23 protein-coding genes are annotated in these 25,086 nt (G+C 38.8%); 4 read left to right on the top strand and 19 right to left on the bottom strand.

What is annotated here, in order from left to right:
- Window positions 1-34 precede the first annotated feature (34 nt).
- Window positions 35-952 carry a protease complex subunit PrcB family protein gene (locus BMZ99_RS04960; protein WP_090933542.1) on the top strand — a complete coding sequence of 306 codons (918 nt, stop codon included), beginning with the start codon at window positions 35-37 and terminating at the stop codon, window positions 950-952.
- Window positions 953-1,039: 87 nt separating this feature from the next.
- Here BMZ99_RS04960 and gnd read toward each other — a convergent pair whose 3' ends face one another.
- From gnd to BMZ99_RS04940, 4 genes are all read right to left on the bottom strand, one after another.
- Window positions 1,040-2,449, bottom strand: a complete 1,410-nt coding sequence (gene gnd, locus BMZ99_RS04955; protein WP_090933540.1) for a decarboxylating NADP(+)-dependent phosphogluconate dehydrogenase — start codon at window positions 2,447-2,449, stop codon at window positions 1,040-1,042.
- Between the two features lie 172 nt (window positions 2,450-2,621).
- Window positions 2,622-3,272: an HAD family hydrolase gene (locus BMZ99_RS04950; protein WP_090933538.1), complete on the bottom strand. Its 651-nt coding sequence runs from the start codon at window positions 3,270-3,272 to the stop codon at window positions 2,622-2,624.
- A gap of 182 nt (window positions 3,273-3,454) precedes the next feature.
- A complete protein-coding gene (locus BMZ99_RS04945; RefSeq protein ID WP_090933536.1) occupies window positions 3,455-3,913 on the bottom strand; it encodes a chemotaxis protein CheX in 459 nt (152 codons plus the stop codon).
- Between the two features lie 2 nt (window positions 3,914-3,915).
- Window positions 3,916-4,767 carry a response regulator gene (locus BMZ99_RS04940; protein WP_090933534.1) on the bottom strand — a complete coding sequence of 284 codons (852 nt, stop codon included), beginning with the start codon at window positions 4,765-4,767 and terminating at the stop codon, window positions 3,916-3,918.
- A gap of 273 nt (window positions 4,768-5,040) precedes the next feature.
- Here BMZ99_RS04940 and BMZ99_RS04935 point away from each other — a divergent pair, with 273 nt between their 5' ends.
- On the top strand, window positions 5,041-6,537 hold the full coding sequence (locus BMZ99_RS04935; RefSeq protein ID WP_090933532.1) for an AMP-binding protein: 1,497 nt from the start codon (window positions 5,041-5,043) through the stop codon (window positions 6,535-6,537).
- A 127-nt stretch (window positions 6,538-6,664) separates the two neighbouring features.
- Complete coding sequence (locus tag BMZ99_RS04930) at window positions 6,665-7,990, top strand: hexokinase family protein (RefSeq protein ID WP_090933530.1); 1,326 nt, start codon at window positions 6,665-6,667, stop codon at window positions 7,988-7,990.
- Between the two features lie 81 nt (window positions 7,991-8,071).
- Here BMZ99_RS04930 and BMZ99_RS04925 read toward each other — a convergent pair whose 3' ends face one another.
- The 15 genes from BMZ99_RS04925 to BMZ99_RS04855 all read right to left on the bottom strand — a co-directional run bounded on the left by BMZ99_RS04925 (window position 8,072) and on the right by BMZ99_RS04855 (window position 24,245).
- Window positions 8,072-9,604, bottom strand: a complete 1,533-nt coding sequence (locus tag BMZ99_RS04925) for an AbgT family transporter (protein ID WP_090933528.1) — start codon at window positions 9,602-9,604, stop codon at window positions 8,072-8,074.
- A 92-nt stretch (window positions 9,605-9,696) separates the two neighbouring features.
- The gene (locus BMZ99_RS04920; protein WP_090933526.1) at window positions 9,697-10,887 is read right to left on the bottom strand and encodes a M20 metallopeptidase family protein; all 1,191 of its coding nucleotides are present in this window, start codon (window positions 10,885-10,887) and stop codon (window positions 9,697-9,699) included.
- 142 nt (window positions 10,888-11,029) lie between these two features.
- Window positions 11,030-12,352, bottom strand: a complete 1,323-nt coding sequence (locus BMZ99_RS04915; RefSeq protein ID WP_090933524.1) for a helix-turn-helix domain-containing protein — start codon at window positions 12,350-12,352, stop codon at window positions 11,030-11,032.
- 247 nt (window positions 12,353-12,599) lie between these two features.
- Window positions 12,600-12,815, bottom strand: coding sequence for a hypothetical protein (locus tag BMZ99_RS04910; RefSeq protein WP_007937929.1), 216 nt, complete (start codon window positions 12,813-12,815; stop codon window positions 12,600-12,602).
- A gap of 30 nt (window positions 12,816-12,845) precedes the next feature.
- Complete coding sequence (locus tag BMZ99_RS04905) at window positions 12,846-13,460, bottom strand: hypothetical protein (RefSeq protein WP_090933522.1); 615 nt, start codon at window positions 13,458-13,460, stop codon at window positions 12,846-12,848.
- Window positions 13,457-15,574 (bottom strand): heavy metal translocating P-type ATPase, encoded by a 2,118-nt coding sequence (locus tag BMZ99_RS04900; protein WP_090933520.1) that lies wholly within the window; start codon window positions 15,572-15,574, stop codon window positions 13,457-13,459. Before BMZ99_RS04900 ends, BMZ99_RS04905 begins: the two co-directional genes overlap by 4 nt.
- Window positions 15,571-16,098 (bottom strand): HMA2 domain-containing protein, encoded by a 528-nt coding sequence (locus BMZ99_RS04895; protein WP_090933518.1) that lies wholly within the window; start codon window positions 16,096-16,098, stop codon window positions 15,571-15,573. Before BMZ99_RS04895 ends, BMZ99_RS04900 begins: the two co-directional genes overlap by 4 nt.
- Window positions 16,099-16,102: 4 nt before the next feature.
- Window positions 16,103-16,600: an HMA2 domain-containing protein gene (locus BMZ99_RS04890; protein WP_175490479.1), complete on the bottom strand. Its 498-nt coding sequence runs from the start codon at window positions 16,598-16,600 to the stop codon at window positions 16,103-16,105.
- A 226-nt stretch (window positions 16,601-16,826) separates the two neighbouring features.
- Window positions 16,827-17,402 (bottom strand): pyridoxal 5'-phosphate synthase glutaminase subunit PdxT, encoded by a 576-nt coding sequence (gene pdxT, locus BMZ99_RS04885; protein ID WP_245754824.1) that lies wholly within the window; start codon window positions 17,400-17,402, stop codon window positions 16,827-16,829.
- Window positions 17,403-17,423: 21 nt separating this feature from the next.
- A complete protein-coding gene (gene pdxS / locus BMZ99_RS04880; RefSeq protein ID WP_090933514.1) occupies window positions 17,424-18,305 on the bottom strand; it encodes a pyridoxal 5'-phosphate synthase lyase subunit PdxS in 882 nt (293 codons plus the stop codon).
- Between the two features lie 234 nt (window positions 18,306-18,539).
- The gene (locus tag BMZ99_RS04875; RefSeq protein WP_090933512.1) at window positions 18,540-19,232 is read right to left on the bottom strand and encodes an NAD(P)-binding domain-containing protein; all 693 of its coding nucleotides are present in this window, start codon (window positions 19,230-19,232) and stop codon (window positions 18,540-18,542) included.
- A gap of 218 nt (window positions 19,233-19,450) precedes the next feature.
- The gene (locus BMZ99_RS04870) at window positions 19,451-20,740 is read right to left on the bottom strand and encodes a DUF445 domain-containing protein (protein ID WP_090933510.1); all 1,290 of its coding nucleotides are present in this window, start codon (window positions 20,738-20,740) and stop codon (window positions 19,451-19,453) included.
- A 15-nt stretch (window positions 20,741-20,755) separates the two neighbouring features.
- The gene (locus BMZ99_RS04865) at window positions 20,756-21,997 is read right to left on the bottom strand and encodes a DUF445 domain-containing protein (RefSeq protein ID WP_090933508.1); all 1,242 of its coding nucleotides are present in this window, start codon (window positions 21,995-21,997) and stop codon (window positions 20,756-20,758) included.
- On the bottom strand, window positions 21,994-22,380 hold the full coding sequence (locus tag BMZ99_RS04860; protein ID WP_090933506.1) for a YkvA family protein: 387 nt from the start codon (window positions 22,378-22,380) through the stop codon (window positions 21,994-21,996). The genes BMZ99_RS04865 and BMZ99_RS04860 overlap by 4 nt, the downstream gene beginning before the upstream one ends.
- 128 nt (window positions 22,381-22,508) lie before the next feature.
- The gene (locus BMZ99_RS04855) at window positions 22,509-24,245 is read right to left on the bottom strand and encodes a hypothetical protein (RefSeq protein WP_090933504.1); all 1,737 of its coding nucleotides are present in this window, start codon (window positions 24,243-24,245) and stop codon (window positions 22,509-22,511) included.
- 287 nt (window positions 24,246-24,532) lie between these two features.
- Here BMZ99_RS04855 and BMZ99_RS04850 point away from each other — a divergent pair, with 287 nt between their 5' ends.
- Window positions 24,533-24,907, top strand: coding sequence for a methylglyoxal synthase (locus BMZ99_RS04850; RefSeq protein ID WP_090933502.1), 375 nt, complete (start codon window positions 24,533-24,535; stop codon window positions 24,905-24,907).
- Window positions 24,908-25,086 lie beyond the last annotated feature (179 nt).

Genomic DNA, 25,086 nt, shown 5'->3' with positions numbered 1-25,086 from the left:
ACACTAACAAAAATACATGAAAGGAAGATTATATATGAAAAGTGTAATTCGCAGAAAACAAATAAAGAACCGCTCAAAGAAACTATTAGCTGCTGTTGCAGGAGCGGCGGTCATGTCTTCGGCAATGCTGCCTGGTCTTCCTGTCGCAAAAGTTTTTGCCGCTTCAAATGAAACCAACCAAACTCCTGAAATAGACCAAACCTCTAAATCCAAAAGTTGGTCAAACCCATACAAAATGGATCCTGTGAGAACGGTAAAGGAAAATGCCTATACCTATGGTTTTAATCCCTTTCGTGATAAATTTAGCATATTGGATCAATCTGCAAATAAAGCAACTGTTGAGGTACGAACTAGCGGTCAGACTTTTAAAGTAAACCTGGTTAAGACCCGCAATCAGGGATGGGAAATTACTGCAATACGTGGTATTGGTAATTCAAAGTACCCTGCTACCTATACTCCTGCTAGTTTTTTTACTCACCGTCCCATCACGGGCCCAGTAGTCGTGAACCCTAATGCCACCCAAACGTTATATCAAACCAATGATTTCCGTGAATGGACATGGTATAATAACACCTATCCCGCTGATATGACCTTTGGGGCTTTGGTTCAAGACCCCCGCTTGCGAGGCACAAACTTAGTCCCCGAAGATATCATTAACCAAATGAAAAATGTTGACTTTAGCCATCAAATCGTTGTATATACCCACCTTGGTACCGTGGATTCAACTGGTTACGGTATTGGTATTGAAAAGATCACGCAGTCAGGAAATGATCTAACGGTAACCGTCAGAACAAAAAGTCCTCGCCTTAGTGAGAGTGTAACGACTACCAAAGGTTATGACTATATCGCCATGGAACGTTCATTATTTGATACCCGCCGTCCAATTCGGGTAACCTTTATCAATCAGAATAATACCATGCTAACAAATTATAATGTTACGCTAAATCAATAAAATAATTCCATTAAACCAGAGAGAACAAAGATGAGGAGAATATGAATTCTCCTCATCTTTGTTCCCTCTGGTCAATTGCTTTTAAGCCTATTTTTTTATCCATTCGGTATGGAAAATACCAGGCTGATCTACTCGCTCATAAGTGTGAGCTCCAAAATAATCTCTTTGAGCCTGAATCAAGTTGGATGGAAGTACCGCCCTGCGATAGCTATCATAATAATCCAAGGAAGCACTAAAAGAAGGCGTCGGAATCCCTAGCTCCTTGCATGTTTTTACAACTAAACGCCAATTATTTTGAACTCGGCTTAGCGCCTCTTGGAAGTAAGGCGCCAACAGCAGATTGGGCAAATTAGAATCTTGTTGAAAAGACTCTTTAATCCGATCTAAAAATTGAGCCCGGATAATGCACCCTCCCCGCCAAAGAAGCGCTATATCACCATAGTTCAAGTTCCAAGCGTATTCCTTATCCGCTGCCTTTAAAAGAGCAAAACCTTGGGCATAAGAGCATATTTTAGAGGCATACAGCGCATCATGGATTGCTTTAATAAAGGCTTGCTTATCTCCCTTATACTGATCATCAGGGCCACTTAGGATACCAGATGCAGCTACTCGTTCTTCTTTATATGCGGACATACATCGCGCAAATACGGCCTCTGTAATTGTTGGCGTTGGTACTCCCAAATCCAAAGCACTTTGTGATGTCCATTTGCCAGTGCCCTTCTGTCCAGCTTTATCTAAAATCATTTCGACTAATGGTTTTCCTGTAATTTCATCCTTCTGCAAAAATACATCTCGAGTAATTTCAATTAAATACGAATCGAGCTCCCCTTTGTTCCACTCAGCAAAGACCTCATAAAGTTCTTCTGCTGACAACCCTAATGCAACTTTCATAATATAATATGCTTCACTAATGAGCTGCATATCACCATATTCGATCCCATTATGTACCATTTTCACATAATGACCAGCTCCGTCCCGTCCGACATAAGCGCAGCACGGTCCATCAGCAACTTGGGCAGCAATTGCTGTAAAAATCGATGCAACATCCTGATAAGCAGAAAGTTCAGCTCCAGGCATAAGACTTGGTCCCTTTAGTGCTCCTTCTTCTCCCCCAGAAACGCCCATGCCAATGAAACGAATCCCCTTATGAGAAAGTTCATCGAATCGCCTGCGAGTATCTTGAAAATAAGAATTGCCGCCATCAATAATGATATCTCCTTCATCTAGATAAGGCAGTAATTCCGCTATCATATCGTCTACGGGCTTACCAGCCTTAACCATGAGCATAATTTTCCGTGGCCTGATAAGCATCTTAGTGAGTTCCATTACCGAGTGAGCTCCGCCAATCTTCTTTCCCTCAGAATTTTGCAGCAGGAATTCATCCACCTTACTTACGGTACGATTATATACAGCCACACCAAAGCCTTTATTAGCCATATTCATCACTAGATTTTCACCCATAACAGCCAAACCAACTAATCCAATATCATATAACATCCCTTTTTTCCTCCCTTTCTGTAACAAATCGATTGCCCTTGATACTGTATTATTCTAGTGTAAGTCTAAGGATACCTGCTCATTCAGAAAATTTATTTCATTTTTTTTGTTTTTTTAGGGCATTATATTCATTCATTTTAGATCGCGTTACTTTAGCATCATTCCAGGCAGACTACAATTTTCCTAAGAGACTAGTAAGTTCTGCAACCGATGAGACGATATAATTAGGATCAGCAGCCGCCAACTCTTCTTGACTGCCATACCCATACGAAACTGCAATCACATCAATATGATTTTTCTTAGCGCCATCGACATCATACTTCCGGTCTCCAATCATTACCACTTTACTTAAATCAGTATCATTCTCACCTGCTAGAGCAAATTGGATCACATCGCTTTTCTCAGTCCTTGTTCCATCAAAATTACTTCCCACAATGACAGCAAAGTATTGTTTTAAACCAAAGTGTTCTAAAATCTTCACTGAAAACTCAGTAGGCTTTGATGTTGCTACAATTAGTTTTCTCCCTTGCTTCTTCAAACTATCTAATAGCTCCTCCATGCCTCCGTATACTTTGTTTTCATATAATCCCGTCACTGAGAAACGCTCCCGATAATATGCAATGGCCTGGGCCGCCTCTTGATCACTCATGTGATAAATCTCCTTAAAGGATTCTAACAAAGGCGGTCCGATAAAAGGAGTCAGCACATCTGGATCTTCTTCTTTAATTCCCATTTTCTCTAATGCATATTGAATGGATAAGGTAATACCAACTTTAGGATCTGTTAAGGTCCCATCTAAATCAAATAATATAATTTCATACATAACTGTCACCTTCCTATTTCTCAAACTTACTATATTTAAAATAAAAAGGCCTAAGGTCTCCGCTCTTATTAGCAGAGCAACACTCTTACGCCTTTTTTTCAATCAGCTAATCATAAGTTTTTATTCACTATTTCATAAGAAATCAGAATATCTTGGGATGTAGCCTGTAATTGAATTGTACATTATTCTATGCCAATATTTAATTCAATTACTAATGAGTCAGCAATCATTTCCACTACTAAGAACTTTGCGCTGCTTACTTTCAGTTTGAACTTTTCTCCCACCACTAAGCTAGGAGGGGAAATATCCACTCGTAATCCATCTTTTTCAAAATGAGTTGCAGCATTTCCTGTAACCATATTCGTTAACTCAGAAATTGCACTTTGTGCCAAGTCATCTAAAGTTGCTACAGGCATCCCCATCATCATTTTAGATGCAATAGACATGGCCGTTACTTCTGTAAAATTATACGCGATATTACCTCGCAGCTGATCTGTTAATCCTACCAATACAGTAATTCCCTTACTCTCAACGAACTGCTCCCCTACTGAAAGTTTTCCCTTGACAACATTTTGAAAGCCTAATTGCGGCATAATATTCATAATTGCATCAATAAATGGATTAATCATTTTTACATCCAAGATTATTTCCCTCCTACAAACCCGACATTCATATGCAATGAACCAATGGCAGTCCTTGCTGTGACTGTATTTGAAGTCATTTTAGGATTAATAATAGCAATTGATTCACCAATTATAATGCTCGGCGGTGTAAGACGAATCTCAAATTCTTTTGCTTTTAATACATTATTAATCTCAGAAATACTATGCCCTGCAATAATATTAGTAAATTCAGAAATACTATTAAATACATCCTCATCTGTTACTACAGCATTTCCTAATAACTTCTTAGTGAACTGTTGCGCCACATCCATAGATACATCCAGCATAATCCGTCCTTGCTGGCTTCCTGTGATGCCAATGATCACACCTAATCCATGAGATACTAGAGCCTGATTCATACTATGATCTACGGAAAGAACCTCCATTCCCGTCATGTCTATAATATTTTTTGTAAAGGCTGCAATGAAATATTTCAAGAAATGCTGCTGATCTGCCGCATTGCCCTGTTGTGTAATAATCCTTTCCAAACCAGCAAGGAGATCCTCTGACTTTACTGGCTTCTGAAAAAAGGCTTTTACGCCAATCGCCGTCCCCCGATTGATAATAGCTTCATCCTTCATGGCACTTACTACGATGATTTTACTTGCCGGGTCAATCGTTAACAATTCACGGCAGCACTCCAACCCATCCATGTCAGGCAATGTCAAATCCATTGTTACCAAATCAGGCTGTAGTTCTCGGTATTGATGTATACCATCTCTGCCCGTACCAGCACAACCGCATACCTCATATTTTGATTCTTTTAAAGCATCTTTTATTAATCTCTGACTAAATGGAGAATCATCAACTATTAGTACTCGAATTTTTTTCATCGTCTCACCACCAGCATAAATTTTATGATTAAATTAAATAAGCTATATTACTTTATTCATTCTATATTTTTATCTTTTTACCTGCGCCAGTTGACAAATATAGCAATATATTTACAATAGTTTAACACTTCCTTTTTCTGCTTGCCTACTTCATCATCAGGCATTAGTGACGGTTCTTTCCCTAGACTTTACCATTAGAAGAATTTACGCTACCATAAAGAGTGATAAGTCTAAAATCGACTCCATCCAACACTATTTAGTAAGGAGGCAGCTATGCTTGTACATGAAATAATCCAACAAGACCTCATCCATCATAACCACATAGTATTTTTAGGAGAAAAGCCAGTTACCTACGGTGAATTATCCAATACAGTCGCAAACTATCGAAATTTCTTTTTTCAGCAAGGTATACGACCAGGAGAAAATGTAGGCCTGTGTTCTAAGAATTGTGTTGAATTTATTTATAGCTATTTAGCAATCACCAGCTTAGGAGCAGTCATTGTACCTCTTAATTTTCAATTTGTTCCCCGTGAAATTGCATATATTTTATTTAATGCCAATATAAAAAAATTAATTACCATGACGATACTTGATTTAAATATGGAACTCGCTCAATATGGCTATCAAGAAGAAGTAAGCCAGTTACTCATCACTGATATTTCTCATGCCATCTCTCAGCAATCCTTTCCTGTCCTCTCAATGCCTCAAGCTTTTGATGAAAATGAAGTTTGCACAATCATCTATACTTCTGGAACAACAGGAAACCCGAAAGGTGCGATGCTTACTCATAAAAATCTGGTTAGCAATGCCCAGGCTTTTTCAAAAGTATTCACCTATCAGCATGTGGATCGAATTCTTTGTGTTTTACCCATGTATCATTGCTTTGCCTGGACGGCTGCCGTATTGACCCCCTTATTAAACGGATCGTCAATCTTAATTTTAGATAATTTCTCCATTCGAGAAACCATTACAGCCATAAAGGACAATGCCTTAACCGTAATTTTTGGTATTCCCAATATGTTTCGTCTGCTTGCCCAAAGGGCACAAAAAGAAGACTTCTTTCATGTTAAGCTCTTTGTTTCAGGCGGTTCTTCCCTGCCGCAAGAAATTTCTGAGCAATTTATAAAGAAAATCGGCAAGCCAGTAGTAGAAGGCTATGGGCTATCAGAAGCATCGCCCATTGTCTCTTTAAATCCAATCCATAAGGTAAAATACTGCTCTATAGGCAAACCATTACCGGGTATTGAAGTAAAGATTGTGAATTCGGATAATCAACCCCTTCCCTTAGGCGAAGCAGGTGAACTAATAGTCCGCGGACCTAACGTAATGTACGGCTATTATCGCTTACCAGAAGAAACCTCTAAAGTCCTTCAAAATGGCTGGCTCCACACAGGAGATATAGCCTATATGGATCAGGAAGGCTATCTTTTTATTGTAGACCGATTAAAAGATATGATTGTAATTAACGGAGAAAATATCTATCCACGGGAAATTGAAGAACTTCTATATGCCTATCCTGCAATTGCCGAAGCTGCTGTCATCGGAATTCCCAATAAACAGCATGGTACTTTAGTCCAAGCCTATCTTACAGCCAATGAAGGATTCATTATCGACAAGAAATCCGTTAAATCCTATCTGCAAAAAAAACTTGCTTCTTACAAAATCCCTAAGGAGTTTATCATCGTAGACATTCTGCCTAAAAGTTCGACGGGAAAAATTCTAAAAACCAACTTACGCCAGCAAGCAATGGATATGCAAACTTTAATTTAATTGTATATATTTAACTTTTCTGAGATAATTGCGTAAAAAGTCAGTTAAATTTCACATGTTTATGATATAATTTCCATAAACGCTATCATAGACATGGCGAATCGATTTTTTACTGGAGGTTTACTGTATGAGCAAGTTGTTAACTCAGCTACATGAGCTAGCCACACAACTCACTATTTCCCCTGAGCAAATTTGTGACATCGCTGCTAAATTTCAACAAGCTATGGAAAATGGGCTACGCAAAGCACCTAGTTCATTAAAAATGTTACCCTCTTTTTTAAACAAACCTTCTCGAAAAGAAACAGGAATTTTTCTGGCTTTAGATTTCGGAGGAACCAATGTAAGAGTTTTATTAACGGAATTGCTCGGAGAAGGACAATATCGGGTACATGCACGAGCAGGAAGTCCACTTAAACAAGAAGCAGAACAATACAATCATATCTCAAAACACTCTACTGCGAATCACTTATTTGATTTTATTGCTCAGCAAATTTCCCCTCTTGTAAAACCCGATGAGATATACCCCTTAGGACATACTTTTTCCTTCCCTACAGACCAAAGAGGACTTAATACTGGAACATTAATACATTGGACAAAAGAAATTGAAACAACAGGTGTGGAAGGTGAAGACATTACAACCTTACTGCGCTCAGCCTTAGACAGACAGAATCTTCATAATGTAATACCTAAAGCCATCATTAATGATACCGTTGGCACCCTACTTGCTTCAGCCTATGAAGACCCCTACACGGACATTGGTTCGATTTGCGGCACGGGGCACAATACGGCTTATATTGAACCTTGCGCACCTAACACCAAAAGTCCAATGATTATCAACCTAGAATCAGGTAATTTCGATCAATTACCCTTTACCACTTATGATGCGCTATTGGATCAACAAAGTGAGAAGCCCGGCGAACAACGATTAGAAAAAATGGTCTCTGGTCACTACATTGGCGAGTTAGTGCGAATCATTGCATGCAGTTTATTTGACAGTGGATTACTGGCACAAAGCACCTCTGCAAAAAAAATCCTAACTACCCCCTATATCTTACAGGGTGCTCATATTTCACTCCTATTGGAAGATGACGGTGATAAGAAAGAACAAATTGCATCCTTTTTTGAAAATCAGCTAGGAATTACAAACTCCACTCTTGAAGATCGCCAAGCCTTAAAAAAGATTGCCTCTCTTGTATCGATTCGCTCTGCCCGCTTAGTCGCGGCTACTTATATCGGAATTTTGCATCACATTGATCCAGATTCTTCTCAAAATCATACTATTGCCATCGACGGCTCCCTATACGAGAAATCTCCCAATTATGCTAAAACCATTCAGAATACATTGGATGAAACACTTGGAACAAAGAAGAAATTTATTAGCAGACTTACAAAAGATGGCTCAGGTATTGGTGCTGCTATCGCTACCGCCATTGCGATACATACAGAAAGTTAAAAAATACAAGGGGTCTGTCTCAAATCTAAGACAGACCCCTTTTTTTCGTCTTTGGGCTTTATATTATCCACTACTTCTCATCTATAAGCGCTGCGTAACCCCTGGACCGGAAGGCCAGCCCATAAAATACCAGAAACTAAAGAGCAAGTACCACATCACAAGAAACGACACTGCGTAAGGCAGCATCAACGATAAGTACGTCCCTATACCAACATTCTTTTGATATTTTCCGAGCCCTTCCAAAAACAATGGAAGAAATGGATTAACAATTCCAACGGTATTGAGAGAACCGTCACCTGCACGAAAAGCCATTTGAATAAAGGCGGGATGATAGCCAAGTAACATGAACATTGGAACAAATACAGGTGAAAGCAGTGCCCATACAGCTGATCCACTTGCAGTAAACAGCCCCAAAAACTGAGCAAATAACATAAAACAGATAAATGCCGGCAACCCTGTCATATCAATACTCTTTAGAAAATCAGCACCACTTGTTGCAATTAATGTAGCCATATTCGTCCAGGTAAATGCTGCAATAAACTGAGCAATGGCGAAAGCCATAACCATAAAGCCAGAAAGTCCTTTCATTGCCTCACTCATCTTCTTGATTACATCATCAGCACTCGTAATTGAATCTGATTTAATCCCGAAGGTTAACCCCAGCGTAAGTAAAAACAAGAAAAGAAGTGGCACAATACCTTTCATCAAGGGAGACCCTAAGATTGCACCAGTTTGAGGATTACGTAAAATAGCTCCTTCCGGCACAACCATAAGCAAAAGGACTATGATAAAAGCCGCTGCCGCGTACCCCGTGGCTTTAAGAGCTTCCATTTGCTGAGTTGTCGGTCTTTCCAATGAAATTTCTTTAACAACACCAGTATACTTGCCCAAACGAGGTTCGACAAACTTCTCTGTGATAATCGTCGTAATTAATGTTAGATAAAATACCGAGAAACACATAAAATACCAATTATCGATAGCTGTAACTACGATCTTAGGATCAACAATCTGCGCTGCCTGTGTCGTGATTCCAGATAACAGGACATCAGTCGTAACAATCAAAATATTGGCTGTGAACCCGGAATAAATAGCTGCTAGAGAAGCTGCAAACCCAGCAAACGGATGCCTGCCTAATGAATAAAAAAGCATTGCCGCAATAGGCGGCACAACAACAATTGCCGCATCAGATGCAATATGGCTCATTAAGCTGATAAAAACAATAGCTGCCGTTACACAGCTTTTCGGAATAGAATGAATTGATGACTTGATCACACAATCCATCAAACCAACTTTTTCTGCCAGCCCAATCCCCAAAGTTAATACCATGATCATACCAAGTGGAGGGAAATTAATATAGTTAATAATCATTGAACTCATAATCCAGTGTAGACCTTCTCTACTAAGTAGATTTTGAATCTGAATGACTTTATGAGTTGCTGGATGAATAGCTGTTACATTCATAGATGAGAAAATTGCTGAAATAATTGCAAGAACCCCAATTAGATATAGGAACAGAACTGCTGGATTCGGCAATTTATTGCCTAATATTTCGAGTTTTTTCAAAAATCCGCCTGATGACTCTTTTATATTCGGTTGAGTAGCCATTTGTTTCATTGATGTTTCATCCCCCTCTGTAAAATAAGATTTACATAACAGCAACATATAAGACCAACTAATGGAAATATGATTCACTTAAGGAAATTTCCCTAATTTGAAATCCTGCGATAATGTTCAAGTGCAGCCAATCCTGTTTGATACATAACGCGAACCCCAATCAGCAACGCATCTTCATCAATATCAAAATCAGAACTGTGAAGCACACAGGCTTCTTGATCTGCTCTCCCACAACCGAGCCAGAAAAAAGCCCCAGGAGTCTGAGTTAGATATTTTGCGAAGTCTTCCGATGCCAATACTGGCTTGATTTGTGTATCGACTCCCGTATATCCCACAACTGTCCGTGCAGCGGCAACAACCAAATTAGTTGGTTCCTCCCAATTCTTGAGCACAGGATAGCCAAATTGATAAGACAGATCATAATCCCCCCCCTGGCTGGAGGCGATTCCTTTCAACATTCTTTCAATTTTTACTGGAAGCTCCTTACGAACTTCTTCGCCAAGTGTACGGGCAGTTCCATACAGAGTGACCTCTCTGGCTATGACATTGTATCTCTCACCACCTTGAATAGAGCCGATAGAAACAGTTGCCGTTTCCAACGGATCAAGCTGACGAGTTAAAATATGCCCTATTCCTTGTATCACATCCGCAGCAATGGTAATTGCATCGACTCCGTGCTGTGGCTGACCTGCATGAGCTCCATGTCCAAAAACTTTAATTGTCAATCGATCAGAAGCTGCCATTTGCGGCCCCTTGCGTATACCAATCCGTCCGCAGGGAAGATCCGGCCATAAGTGCATGCCAAAGATAACATCAGCATCAGCCAGAATTCCTTCATTTAGCATTAAATCAGCACCGCCACGCGGAGCATCCTCTTCCGCAGGCTGGAAAATGACTTTAACTGTACCTGTCAGTGTTTCCTTCACATTGAAGAACATTTTAGCCACTCCCAAAATAATAGACATATGTCCGTCATGTCCACACGCATGCATTACACCGTCATTAACTGATCGATATGGGACTTGATTTGTTTCAGCAACCGGCAAAGCATCCATATCAGCACGAAAAGCCACTACTGGCCCCGGCTTGCTCCCCTTGATGACAGCGCAAACCCCATAATGATCACTAAACGTCTCTGCTTCAATTCCCATCTCCTTTAACGCTTCGACAATCATCCAAGCTGTCCGTTTTTCCTTTCTGCTTACTTCCGGAAATTGGTGAAAATTTCGTCGCCATTTGACCAGCTGTTGACCAAGCGCGGGTAAACCGCTTTCATTTTCCATAGGACAACCATCCTCTCTTGACATACAAGTCAATTTTATGATTACGATATTATCTTATCATACATTATGGTCTATTAAAAGAAATTTCCTAAAATAAAACAGAATTAAGTTGATAAAAACTTTTTATCAACTTAATTCTGTTTTATTTTATCGACTGCACTAATTCTTTAAGTAAAACTTTATATATTTTACGCGGACGCCCCTTGCCAACTAATTCTTCCCCTTCTATTTTGGCAAACCCTTTATCTACAAGATTAGACAGCATCCGTCTGGCGCTGCGCGCTGTAATATTTAGATACATAGCCAGATCGTCGGCGGCAAGATTATTCTGTTCAAGTTTATCAATAATCGCCATAAGCCTATTTACAGTAGTTATGCTAATGTTTAACGTATCGGCAAGCTGTCGCAATCCATGATCATTGGTGCGGATCGAATACTTCAGGTGAACTCTAGAACTAAGAGGCCCAATGACGGTATGTTCATCAGTCACTACCATCCAGTGCCCCTTACCCGCTCCCAACCCCAATGCGGCAAAAGAATTTTCTTCAGCAGCATATGCGGTTAGCCCAAATCCAATCCCTCCACTTACCTTAGCGTTTACATTACGTGTTATCTCGTCCAAAATTGGCATTACGGTAAACTCATCAGTAAACTCAGTAAGAATGCCTCGGGTGGAATAAAGTGTAAATTGGCCATCTCCTCGCATAATGACCGATCCCTGCAATTGATGCGCATAATTGACTAGTATTTCATACAGCTTCAGCTCAACTTTCTTTACATTATAGCTTGAGCTAGCTCTCACAATATCCCCATAATCATCAATTACGATATGCTGTACAGCTAATTGACTGCCTTTGACTCGCTGGGCCTCAAATGATTTAATGGCAAACTCTAATGTTGTCCTGATATTGCAGCGAGTTGGCCATATCCGTACTACAGGCACTCCTAGTTTTTGCAAGTTTTTATACGTTGCCAAAAAACAAGTGATTGCAACATCCGTTTTTCCGTTCTTCCATAATGCATAATGCCATTCGGTGACTTCCTTGGCTGTAACAACACCTTTATATTGATTGGCATAAATTCGCGGCAGCGGCAATGCAGTATCCTTAAATGTTTCTACAATTTCTTTTTCACTAAAGGTATCAAAGCTAATACTTTCCATTACAATTTTTTGCGTATGGAGAATCTCAAGCAACGCTCTGTATAAACTGGATCCAGTATGTGGAATATAAAATAATGGCTGATTGCTATTAACAGCTACGGCACGCTGATAAGGAACAATCCCAGAAAATAGCCACATATCAAATTCGTTCATATTCTGCGCCAAAATATCAGCAACTTCTGAAGCATCCTCATAGGCCAATACCATTGGCACTAAATAATCTCTTCGTTCCAAAGCGACTTCATAGGCAATGGCTGCAGAATCAGCAGGTCCAACGATTGCCAGCCGTATCAATTTTTCCATCTTATTTTCTCCTAGCTAAACACACTTTATTATTATAAAAGCTTATGCCAAATTCCATTCATATGATCAGCAAAAGCCCTAATCTTCCTATTTCATATTACACTATTTTCTTAGAATTTGAAAGATTACCATCTTATTTTCACCTCACAGCCAAACTAATAGCAATCTGTTCTTTCGGCTTCTTTTCAAAGAATATTTTGAGGGCTGTCTCAAATTTTCATTTGAGACAGCCCTCTCATAATAACTGTTATGCACCAATGCTTTGTCGCTCAGCAATCAAATCTTCCAAACGCTCTTTTTGTCTCATTAACTCATCCACAGGAACCTCGGCCACTCCTTGAGCTACTGGAGGCTGCAATGTTGAAATACATTTTTGGGAATGCTCTTCCATTAATTTATAACCAAATGCGCCTGCCACTACACCAACTGCTAAGCCAATCCAAAAATCAGTTCTAGCAAACATTTATCATTCACCTCCTTTCAATATTTCCTTTTAATAATTCGTTAAGCCACAGCGAAAAGATGATGTTCCACTTCCTTGACGGTTTTTCAAAGGAGTCCAACCGATAATTTCCATAAAATTAAACAACCAAGTCATGAATAGACCTGCAAATGCTCGATTGGAACCAAGATTTAACACACTTACCAACCCTGCAATACTATCTAAATGCAGGGCTTTAGAAGAGCTATTTTGTCCACCGCAGTGAGTTACTACAGAATATGCTGTAATGCCAAAGGCAGCTGTTTCCAGCATACTGGCCGCTCCGCTATTGGGTGTAACTCTTCGCAAAGCAAAAGCCAAAGCAATCGCCCCTCCAGCCAAAAGCGACCAGAACAAATCATTGCTGCAGTTTTGTCCGCCAACTTTGTATCCCATTTCAGCAAAGATTTGATCAAATACGAGTACTACTTCTGATAACTCTAGGTTGGCAGCCGCATATTCAACAACGACCGAGCGAGTAATTGGATTCCAAATTACTTTATGAATGGCGCGGCTTGCTTCTAATCGCGATAAATGACTAGCAAATCCAGCTGACAACGAAGATGCTATTACAATTCTCACTCTTCCTGGAAGTACATGAACAACCTCATATGCTCTGCTTCTCATTTTTTCTTCTCCATTAGTAAAATGCGTGCGCTATTTAACACCACTCCAATTGTTGCAGCATTATGGATAAGAGCCGAAACCATAGGACTCGTTCTTCCGATAGCTCCCAGCAGCATTGCTGCTGTATTGACAGCAATTGTCGTAGTAAAATTTTGCTGCACAATTTTCATTGTATTCCGACCTAAATCAATCATTTCGGGAATAATTAAAGGTTCATCTGAATTAATCGTCATTGCCGCTGATTCAACTGCAATATCCGTACGCCGCCCGCCCATAGCTACACCTACATCAGCAAAAGCTAACGCCGGAGCATCATTAATACCATCACCAATCATCATGACTTGGGAACCTCTTTGCAATTTTGATACTAATAGAGCTTTATCCGCAGGCAGCACTTCGGCATGATAGGAATCAATATCCAATGTTGCAGCTACATGCTGTGCTACATTCTTACTGTCACCTGTAAGCATTACAATCTCGTCAATGCCAATGCGCCGTAAACGATTAATTGTCCTTTTCATATTGGGTCTGATAGGATCATTAATAACCAGCATCCCTAACAAAATGCCATCACGAGCTACATATACCACGTTATAGCCACAATCAGAATAAGTCTCTCCTCGCTCAACTGCCGATTGACATTCTACATGATTCTCACGCATAAAAGGAATGCTGCCAACTAGAATTTCACCACCAATGATTTTCTCATAATCAGGCACATTTGCCTGAATCCCCTTGGCTACAATCGTCTCTGTCGTAAGATGAGGCGGAACCTCCCATCCTTGCTCTCCTACGTAGTCTAATATGGCTGAGGCTAAAGGATGTGCAGAATGATATTCCGCAGCAGCTGCTAATAATACTAGCTCTTTCTCCTGTATTCCTGGAGCTGGTTCTACTAACATTACTTTAGGAGTACCAACAGTAATGGTGCCTGTTTTATCCAAAACGATAGTATCAATGCTGCCTAATGATTCTACATAATTCCCGCCCTTAATCAACACTCCTCGTTTAGCAGCATGTCCAATCGCCGCTGAAATCGCAGTGGCAGTAGATAATTTTAAGCCGCAGGAATAATCAATAAATAATATATTCAGTACCCGCTGCCAATCCTTAGTCAATCCATATACTAAGCCAGCTGCTATAAAGGAAATAGGAACTAGCTTAGTTGCCATTTGATCAGCAAAATTCTGCACGGGTGCACGTCTGGACTGCGCTTCTTCCACCATATGGACAATACGAGCAAGAGCCGTGGCATCTCCCACTTTTTCTACGATAATTTCTAAAAACCCATTTTTGACTACTGTTCCCGCATATACATAAGCCCCTCTGGATTTTTCTACAGGAATGTATTCACCGGTAATGGATGATTGATCAACCGCTGCTACACCATCTTTTACCCTGCCATCAACACAGATCTTTTCACCCAAGTGTACTCCAATGTGATCTCCGGGTTTTAAACTCTCAACAGATACTCTTCTTTCGTGTCCATCCTCTTCGATCTTCCAAGCATGAGGCTGATCCAAACGCAGCATATCTGAAATATGATTGCGAGCTTTCTCTGCAGTATAAGTTGTCAGCATTTCTGCTGCATTGGCCAGCATCAACAAAGTTAAACTTGACTCCGGTTTGCCAGATATAACCGATGCCAGAACCGCGGTAGCAGTAAGTGTATCCGCATTTGGCTGCCGATCTTTTATTAGTCCTTTAATACCATTGCTGATAAAATTCCGAGCGACAAATAAGGTAAAGGCACTTCTAGCAATATATATGCCATTAAAAGCCATAGGAGAATACATGCGCAGTAACTGAAGACCAACTAACCCCAGTCCTGCAGTAATCGCATCACGCCTGTATTCATTTACCTCAGAATGCTTTTCTTTTTTTCTCAAGCCTGCAGCATTCACCATCTTTTTTGAATAAAATGTGGCGTCTTGAATCAAGCGTCCAATACTCTTTTTGGAAGGAACACCACAAGATCGTACTGTCATGCCCCCCTTATCATCAACATAAGCACTAACGACTCCTGACAGCTTCCGAACCTGTATCTCCAGCATTGCTTTTTGTTGTACACTCATCCCAGCTGGAACAGAAAATATACTATATTGATACGTCATGAGTCTCGTCCTTTCAGTAGTGAATAGGACCACCAAAGCATTTGCGGCCCAGAAGGACGCTGCCCTAACGTCCACATTTTGTTGACACCCCAAGCCATTAGCCATAAAGATACTAGTGTACGCAGATCAAAAGTTAAACCTGTATTTTTCTTAATTTTTTTATTCATACTACTAAAACCACGACGAATATCACTGCCGATTTTTCCATAAGAGCTAGTAGGGCTAGGACGCTGTGCGATATCATCTAAGTAGCTGATAATCCTATCCATTTGCTCATCTTGGCATGTATATTCTAGTAATAGAGTTCCTGTTACCTGATTAATGGCAAAACAATGCAAAATAGAAGCACCTGCTAGCTGCTGCTCCAGTTTTTCAGCGAATTCAGCATTATGAACCAATTCTTCATGATAATAACGACGCCGCCCGCGACTTTTGTGCACCAACTGGAACCCCTTACTGCGATATAATTTTCCGACTTGCTTTCCTGCAGAAATTCCTAGAGCCAATCCGGTTAAATAACTCATCCTCTTATCTCCTCCTGTACTGCCTAACCACCAATTTTTCAACTTCTGTCAGCAATGGATTTCCTTCCACATCATTCGGCGAATACTGAATCAGAACAGAACCCGTCCCTGGATTAATGGAAAATGTCTGAATTTCAGAAATAGAATTCAAATAACTTTCCACCTGCTGCACATTGTCAGGATTGTTGATTAGCTGATTTGAATAAAGCCGTACCCTGCCTGGTACATAATGCAGTACTTCAACATTCTGAGATAAAAATGAGACAGCCGTTTTCTGGTTTAAAAAATTAGCGCAACCAGTAAATAACCCTCTCACATTGTTCACCTCCTTGGATATATTCTTCCTTAAGCTTTTGCGATGCTGCCAAGAATGTATCCCCGACCAAGCAGTAAGCAGAATACCAAAAGCAATATGATATTTTTTATTTAAAGGCAGTGTCAGCAAGCTCCCTGCTAAAGAAATAACTAATCCCAAACTGGGCTTTGAATTGCCTATGTCCATAATAGCCACCATCCTATAGTAGTACTTGTTCATCCTTATAAATTCGATAGTTTTACTAATTATGTCAAAATTCTTCCTAATTTTTCAATATAAATTTCTATCTTGTATTATTCTGTAATGTTTTGCTATTCCCTTCTGAAATTGATTGAATTTATATTTATTTTTAGAATGGTTGATGGCAAAAAAATAATTGAGCAGCCAAACATGCTCAATCATTTTTTTGCCATCAAGCTTTTCTACTCATTTCAATAAAGTATTTGTGGACTCGCTTATCAATAGTCAATTCAGGATGAAATGCAGTGACCAAGATATTATTTTGCCTAGCAAAAACAATTTTCTCTTCTACCCTTGCCATAATTTCTACATTCCGTCCTGCCCTTTCTATATAAGGTGCACGAATAAAAATAGCTTTTAAAGATTCTGCTCCAAGTTCAGACACTGTTATATCCCTTTCAAAGCTCTCACGTTGACGGCCAAAAGCATTACGAACAACAACAATATCCATAAGTCCTAAGCGAGGCTGATCGCTTTCTATAATGTTCTCTGCCAGCAAAATCATACCTGCGCAAGTTCCAAATACCGCCATACCTTGCTTCACTTTGGATTTAATCGTATCCATCAATCCCCACTGTACCATTAACTTGCCAATGGCGGTACTTTCTCCCCCAGGTATGATTAAACCATTAACCTTGTCTAATTCCTCTGACCTGCGAATCTCTACTGCTGTTACTCCACAGCCTTCCAGCATCCAGCAGTGTTCTCTAAAAGCGCCTTGCAATGCTAATACTCCGATCTTCATCATAACCCCTGCCTTCTATCTTGCTTACCAGCCACGATCCTGCATTCGCTCATGATCTGCTATTGCAGAAATCTCAATCCCCACCATAGCCTCTCCAAGATTGCAGGAAATTTCAGCCAAGATCTTAGGATCATTGTAATAGGTAGTAGCTGTTACAATTGCCTTTGCTCTTTTTACAGGATCACCTGACTTAAAGACTCCTGAACCAACAAAAATGCCATCGCAGCCTAGTTGCATCATCAGAGCTGCATCAGCAGGTGTCGCAATTCCTCCTGCGGCAAAATTAACAACTGGCAGGCGTCCTAGTTTTTTTACTTCCATAACAAGTTCTAACGGAGCTGCAATATTTTTGGCAAAGGCAGATACTTCTTCATTCGGCAGGTTCTGCAACTGGCGAATTTCACTCATAACCATACGAATATGCTTTACTGCTTCGACTACATTACCCGTTCCTGGTTCTCCTTTGGTACGAATCATTGCTGCCCCTTCACCAATACGGCGGAGTGCTTCACCAAGATTCTTAGCACCACATACAAAGGGAACTGTAAACTGATGCTTATCAATATGATATTTATCATCGGCAGGGGTTAGCACTTCACTTTCATCAATATAATCAACTCCTAACGACTCTATGATCTGCGCTTCTACAAAATGTCCAATTCGTCCTTTAGCCATAACCGGAATAGTAACAGCCTCCATGATCTTCAAGACAATCGTAGGATCAGCCATTCGGGCAACTCCGCCTGCGGCGCGAATATCTGCTGGAACACGTTCTAATGCCATTACAGCACAAGCTCCGGCTTCCTCAGCAATTTTGGCCTGTTCAGGCGTAGTCACATCCATAATCACTCCACCTTTAAGCATCTCTGCCAGCCCAGTCTTTACACGAAAAGTTCCTTGCTGCATATTGTTATGCCTCCTGTATTTGTTTTTATTTTTAGTCCTAGGATCGTCTATTTTTTGAGGACTTCTAAATTCTAATGCAATTATAAAACAAAATAGACCTCTTTGAAATATACAGAATTATATTTTTCAACAGGTACAGATTTTTAAAAAATCGAACCACAAAGACGCAATGCCGCTGCAGCGGCATTGCGTCTTTGTGGTTCATACTATTTCCTATCTTTTCACCCACTAAACTTATAAGCTTTGTGTCTCGCTTTTATTTTTCACAGATTGTACGATTTCCCTGGCAAAAGGTCCCAGGGTGCCATTAGCATAGGATTTCATCACTCCAGCGGCAACTTGCCCGACAGCACTTTTTATAATCCCTGGATCTGAAATCCCTTTTTTCTTTAAGATCTCCTCAATAGTCACGCCCGCTTCAATTGCTTTCTGAGCAGCTATCGTATTAATGGTATACACTAAATCTGCCTTGCCAACGATTACCTGTCCAGCTAATTGAAAGATTTCCACAGTCTGCCCAACTATCTCTACAGGAAACTGATTGACAATAATGACTGGAGAATGTCCTAATGCAATCTCACCTGCATGACCAATAAACTTAGCACAAATACACTTTACATGGGAATCCGCTATACTGTTTAGCATATCTTGGCTCACATTCGTCGCGATATTAATCACAGTTACGTTTTTTCCTATAGTATTAAATACTTTAATACTACTCACGACTTCCGAATCAGGGAGAGCCAAAATTACAATTCCCAATTCCGCCATCTCTCCTAATGAACTAACAGTAGAAACACTAAGTTCTTCTGCTGCTTTTTCCATCTTCTCTATATTTCGATCAAAGATAACTAAATCTACCTGACCCGCTAACAATCCTGCCAATACTCGTCCCATACGTCCAATCCCTACTAAACCAACCTTCACCTTAACCACTCCCTTGTTATTAATAAAATAACTTTCCAGCAACCTTCTATTAGTATATGACCAAACTCTTAAAATAGAGTTTTATTGATTGTATTATAAAAAGAATCACCTTCTCGTGTATAGAGAGGTGATTCTTTTTGCGACTTCATCAATGATTTCTAATATGACTACCATAATGATCAGTATTGCAATTACAAAACGCTCTTTCATCATTTTCCTTAAAACCAACTTTGGATAATGGGAACGACATAGGGATCATAAACATAATGTAAGAAGAAAAACATCAGTAAGCCAACTATGCCACCTACTATAGAACCATTAATACGAATCCATTGTAAATCATTCCCTGCTTTATCTTCGACAAAACGATTCAACTTATCATTGTTAAATTCCCCTAAAACACTTTGAACAATTTCACCAATGATATAATGTTCTTTTTCGATAAGCTCATCTATCATCTGTTTAATGCGAACTTCTAACCATTCTTGCAGCTCAATATTTCCCTTAAAGAACATCCAATAGTGATCCAATTGAATGTATATCCAATCCATGAGCTGAGAACTGAACTGAGGATTCGTTGTCTTTAGAAAATACTCCGTTATAGGAATTACTGCATCACCTAATTCTAGGTCTGTCGCCAATGCCATTTTCCAATTCTCCACTTGCTCTAACCAAGTATAATTCTTTTCAGATGCTTCAGCTATTGCTGTTAAAAATTCATGAATTTTATTATGTATAATATGATCAGGATTCTTTATCTCTTGCAAAATTGCCAGAATCTCTGCATAAAAGGCATCCGTAGCATCAGAAAGGCTTACACTATTAGTCTGCTCACCTAACCAAATAACAGCTCTTTCTAAGGGTGACCGATTCTTTGCCTGTGTCATTTCTTCTAAATATTGATAAATATTACCTTTTGCCTCATTTTTATCTAGCTGGATGATAAGTTCTTCTACAATGTACATTGTTAAAACTCGAGTACGGTCATTTTCTAATAACCATCTGACAACATTGTCCATTTGTGAAATAAGATCAATGTTTTTTATTTCTTTTCTAATAAAACTATCCATATGGTTCACTAAATCCCTAATATCAAGTTTATTGATCATATCTCTACAGAATCGCTCCAGCGATTTTCTAATGAACTCTCTTCCTCTCTCATTGTCTACAAAACCAATCAGCAACGTGACAAAACAAGTACTCTCTACTCTTTTTTTAATCGATTGTATCGTAAGTAAATCTTGGTCAATGATATTCCTAATGGATCGAATTACTTTTTCACGGTGCCTGGGAATTAATGCTGTATGCCAGGGGAAACCTAACGGTTTTTTAAATAGTGCAGTAATTGCAAACCAATCGGCAATCCCACCTACCAATGCCGCCTCCATTACAGAGAAGAGCATTTCTACAGCCAATATATCTTTATAGCAGTGTCTAAGCCATGCAGACAATAAAAATAGTAAAAATACCAATAATAAGACTTGATTTGCTATGCTTTTATTATTCATTTCTCTCACCTGCATTTATAACCAATAGGTCAATATATATAGTGCCATTCCTACCAAACCGCCAACGAATGAACCATTAATACGGATCATTTGCAAATCATTACCCATCTTGCTATCAATGAAATTTATTAATTTCTCATTGGTGAAGTCATTCAGGCTCTCTTTTACAATTCTTCCAATTTCATCGTGATTGCGATCTAGCCATTCCCCTAAAGCACTTTTAAGATACAAATCAGTTTTTACCCGATCTTCCTTATTTTTAGAGAAATCCGCCAGCATAATCTCAAACTGTGCCATGAGAGAATCCATCCCTCTAACTGCCAGTCTATTATCACGAATCACTTTATGAAATACAGCCACCATAGACCCTGCGATTTTTTCTCCTAGTTTAAATTTATAAATTATATTGAGCTGGAGCCATGACTCGATCCGTTCCCCAAAATCAGCATCATTTCGCATTCTGTCAATAAACTGATGTAATTTTTCCTTCCCGTCTAACCTAAAAGGATGCTGGGGAGATTTCATTTCAAATAATATACTGACCAATCCATGCTGAGCTGCCTTGGCCAATTGTTTAGGGGATAAATCCATCAGCAAGTTAAATAATTTTCGCCTATTCATGCCATGCTCATATTTTTTAGTTACAGCAGAAAAAACGTTTGTCAGTAAATGAACAAACTTTTCATTTTGCGCAGCAAGGATGCATTGTTCAATGATAAAATCGAGTATTTGATCATCATATTCGTGCTCCATAAACCATTGAGCTACAGGAATCGCATAAGGAAGGATTTTAATATTTTCTATATTATTTTCTACAAAATCTTGAATTAATACTTCTAAATCCTCCGGATTCACTTGATAAGCAAAGTCCTGCCAAAAGCGATAGAGCATTTTTTTCACATCTTGCTTACTGCTACTCTCATTTATAAAATATAACAACGTTTCCGTTAAATCATATTGATCTAAGTTCTTCTTTATATTCTCTTTTATTAATATTTCATTCTCTACCATATCAATTAAAGCCTGAAAGATTCTTTCCCGATTTCGAGAAATTATCGCGGTACGGAAAGGTATGCCTAAGGGGCGACGGTATAAGGCAGACACAGCAAACCAATCCGCTAGACCTCCTATCATTGCAGCTCCAAAGCCTCTTGCTAAAAGCCCTCCAAAGAAAGTCTGAGAAAAAGGATAGCTTACTAAAAATCCGCAAGAGACAATCCCCAAGATACAAGTTGCCTTATATTTATTAGCGCTCATAATTTAGAATTAACCTCTTCCAATTCACTTTCATCTACCTCACCAAACCAAGACTCCAATCGGGATTTTGCTCGGGATTTCGTCTCTTTATCAATATAAATTGCAACTACTGCTAACGCCATCATTAACGCACCAAAATCATCAGTATATCCTATAATAGGTAAAAAATCAGTGATCACATCAAAAGGAGAAATAAAATACCCTAGTGCTCCAATAATAACCGCCTTCACCTTTTTCGGAACATTATCTTTTTGTAACGTATAATATAAAAGTAAAACAACATATACTAATTTTTTGCCAGCCTTCAGGGAAAATTTTTTTAGTTTCTCAAATAGTTTTTTATCTGTATATTTTGTCGAGTACTTCTCAAAATCAAAATTCATAGTAAAACCTCCTATAAAAGATACTGATTTATTCTTTTATAGTATCTCTCTTTAATACTACTATAATTTATCTACCATATAAAAGACAAGTCATCCTTCTACTTTTTGTAGCAGGATGACTTGTTTATTTAATAGCTCTCTCCTTTAAAATCAGTAATGCTTAATGTACTTTCTTTCGTATCATTGGCTGTTACGGATATAATATCTCCAACCTTGACTAAAGGAATTTTCGGTGACGTATTCGAACTCCCTACAAAAATACGATTATCTCCCTCAATCATAAAGTAAAAATAGGATTCCCCACCTTTGACGACTTGAGAAACACGGCTGATTTTACCTTGCAATTTCAAGGCTTTATTTTCCTGACTCGGAACAAATTGATTTCCCTTGCTAGCCAACACTTGCTGGTAAGCACGCAAACCGCTTTCAATGTCGGCTCCAACTCCAACCAAGTTGTAATTTTCTACTGAGATAAAAGATACAGCTTTTAATAATCCTTCTTTATCTTTTAATGGAGCAATATAAGTTGGCACACCACCAATATTATATAAAATAGGATATCCGGCACGATAGGATTTCTCCTGTACCTGACCTTCTGCAGATTTTTTAGCTCCGCCCTCATCAGCCCCAGACACCTTATACCATTTTGCTTCTTTCGTGCGCGAGTTAATTAAAATGAAGCCTACAGAACTTCCATCTTTTCCCGATGATGTAATCCCTGTGTACCAATATACACTATCATCATTGCCATAAATGAGATGAAGTTCATTTCCCGTTGGCTTCAATGTTCCCATTTTGGCGAATACGCTATTCCAAAAACCATTTATGTAATCGCCCCAATCCTTAACTTGCTTATATACATAGGACTCAGGCTGAACTCTGTCAATCCAGCGAGGCAGATCATCAATAGTATGACGGCTAATTTCACCTGTCTGAGCATTTACAATCACTGCACCGACTGCATCAGAACCGTGATACCCTACTTTATTTTTATATAATGTTACAACCCAATATGGATTAAGATCATCATCTATTTCAAAGGAAAAATCTGAAATACCAATATTAAAAAATCCATTGAAATATACATATCTAGGTAAATAATCAAATAGAAACCCCTTCATTTGATACTTTAAATATATCTCTTTGCCATTAACTGACTGCACTAAGTGTACATCTTGAGGATTTGTCGCAGATACCATCACAAATCCTTTACTTCCCTTAGTATAATTCGTCAACCATTGAAAGATACCGCGATGTTCTAAGGGTGCGACATAATATAATTTTTCTCGTACCTTTTGCAGCGATAATTCTCCAATTTGCACTTCACTACCTAAAGCAGGCACTTCACCAATGATTTTCTCAGCCAGCTTGCGAGCTGTTTCCTCATCTACAATTCGGATTTGTGATAAGTTTATCGGCTCAATATCAGAAGTAAACGAACTTTCCTTTACCTCCCCTAACAAACCTCTGTAAGAACTGCTATATAGCATTGGAGCGCTTGTTAATATCGGTAGAATCAGCAAATTACTCACACCAACGACTAATAATACAATCCCTACAAAGCCAAGCATTCTATATCGCTTATAATTTTGTCCTTGATTCTGATAGTTAGCAATATCAACAACATGTGGACGTTCCTGAAATAACTGCGGAAATAAATTTTTTAATACTTCCCCCCAAGCCGTTTTAGCAATAAATAGTCTAAATTTATTCAACAAAATCAACGCTGAAATAAACAAAAATAATATTCCCCAGGCTATAACCACATTCGACCAATCCGTAAAACCAAATGCTAATACGGGCATTTCCATAAAGAAATATAAAAAATTAATTACTAAGAATGCTATTATTAAAAATGGCAACACATTTAATCACTCCTTGCAAATTAAAGGTTCATTACTATTTTCTATTCGCCATAAAACAATGTTCATCCTGCTTTCTCCAATCAATCATATGTTTAATGATCTTTAAACTTTGCATCTTGCTTCCTTGACAATGAAAAGCAAGAAACTTGCTTATGATCAATTCGAAAAGGAACTTTCTGAAGCAATTAGCTAATGGATAAAAAATAACATTATGTTATTAACTTTAACATACTAGTAACAATAATTATGTTATAATTTATCTATCTATAATTGAGGTAGGTGTTGTCATGAAAACTGTTGCGTTAATTGCTCATGATCGTAAAAAAGAAACCATGTTGGAATTTGTTGTTAAACACCAAAAAATTCTAGCAAAACACCATTTAGTCGCTACTGCCACTACTGGTCGTCTAATTAAAGAATCTGTTGGACTCGATGTCACCACGTATCTATCCGGACCGCTTGGTGGTGATCAACAAATCGGAGCACGTATCGCCTGTGAAGAAATTGATCTGGTAATCTTTTTAAGAGATCCTCTTACGGCCCAACCCCATGAACCAGATATCACAGCCCTCCTTAGAATATGTGATGTACATAATATACCTGTTGCAACAAATGTAGTCTGCGCTCATTTACTGGTTTCTACACTAAACGAATCACTATAAGAATATTTTTATTTAGATAAAATTATGACCCATTGAAAAAGAAGGAACAGCTGCTTGAATTAGGCTGTTCCTTTTTATTACAAAATTTTAACTATAACTTAGTAACCTGTAACATAGTTATTAATAATATTCGCGGCGGTATAAAATAAGAATACAAAAACATTTACATTGTAACATTT

The sequence above is a fragment of the Pelosinus propionicus DSM 13327 genome, assembly GCF_900114615.1.
GTDB classification, from domain to species: domain Bacteria; phylum Bacillota; class Negativicutes; order DSM-13327; family DSM-13327; genus Pelosinus; species Pelosinus propionicus.
This window is presented reverse-complemented; position numbering and strand designations above follow the sequence as displayed.